Source organism: Rothia sp. (in: high G+C Gram-positive bacteria) (assembly GCF_030540545.1).
Taxonomy (GTDB): domain Bacteria; phylum Actinomycetota; class Actinomycetes; order Actinomycetales; family Micrococcaceae; genus Rothia.
In genome coordinates this window covers 1-1,239 of record NZ_JAUNVZ010000064.1, presented here as the reverse complement: position 1 = coordinate 1,239, position 1,239 = coordinate 1, and the positions used below count along the sequence as shown (strand labels likewise).

At 56.4% G+C, this 1,239-nt stretch carries 1 protein-coding gene; it reads left to right on the top strand.

The annotated features are described in order from the left end of the window. On the top strand, positions 1 to 1,239 hold a 1,239-nt coding region (locus Q4P78_RS08945), incomplete at both ends, for a GDSL-type esterase/lipase family protein (protein ID WP_303340023.1).

Here is a 1,239-nt window from a genome sequence, read left to right as displayed (position 1 = left end):
CTATACGGTGCGGTATATATCGACCTGTGGGATGACTTTGTGAAGATTGGCGAAGGCGATGGTGCCTACACCAACGACAAGGTGCACCTCACGGCACAAGCCTACCGCATTTGGTGCAAGAAGATTGCAGCTGAGGTCAATGCTACCTGCACCTATGATGACAAGGCCGTCAATAACTTCTGTGGTCAGAGTGGCGTACATGCCCTGCGTGCCTCTTACTTCGCCATGTCTCCCGTGAATGACGGCGACATCCTCATGGTGGGTGACGGCACCATCTGCGGCATGGAGTGGCACGAGTTGATGCACTCCGACAAGGTCAAGAGTCGCGGCACGGGCTGGGGTGTACCGGGTGCAAACATCAGCACCAACGCAGGTATGCTCGAAGGCATGCTCCAAGGCAAGGGTAAGCCGGCGCAGATTTACTTCTACACGGGTACGGCCGATGTTACCGCTACCGGTGCTGACCTCGAGGCCATCGCCACCAGCTATAAGGCTATGGTGGAGAAGGCGCACACGCTTTGCCCTGAGGCCAAGATTTACGTGATGAGTCTCCTGCCCTACAGCAATAAGGCTACTTGTGATGCGAGCATTGTCCCCTTCAACGAAAAGCTCCAAACCCTTGCCAATGAGCTGGACTACGCTACCTATGTAGACTGCTTCACCCCGCTGGCCAAGGAAGGCGCACCCAAAGCAGACTACTTCACCGGCGTTTATCTCTACGGCTTGGGCTACGCCAAGCTCTCCGAGACCCTGGCTCCGCTCATGAAGGAGGCAGACTCTAAGGTCACGGCTACTACCGAAGCTGAGGCCAAAACGCTTCGCGAAAGCCTCGTGGCACGCAACGCACTGGCTGCTGCACTCACCACGGCTGAAAAGTTGAGCATCGGTACTGGTGTAGGACAGTTTACTGCTGAGAACGCCAAGGCCGTTACGGAACTCATCGAGGCCGGCTACAAGCTTCTTGCCGGCACACCGACTAATGAAGAGTTGAATACCCAGACCACCACCCTCACCGCAGCGATTGCAGCGTTGGGCGAAAAACTCAACATGCCCACCGCCAGCACAACGAGCAAGGAGGTTTGGTACCAAATGTCCTCCCTCCGCAGTGCTGACCGTGTAGTAACGTCCAACGGTGTAGGCCAAGGCGTGACCACCAGCGAGAACCAGCAGTATGCCGAGAGCATGTGGAAGTTCGTCTCTCGCACCGATGGTAGCTACGACATCGTCAATCGCGGCGAT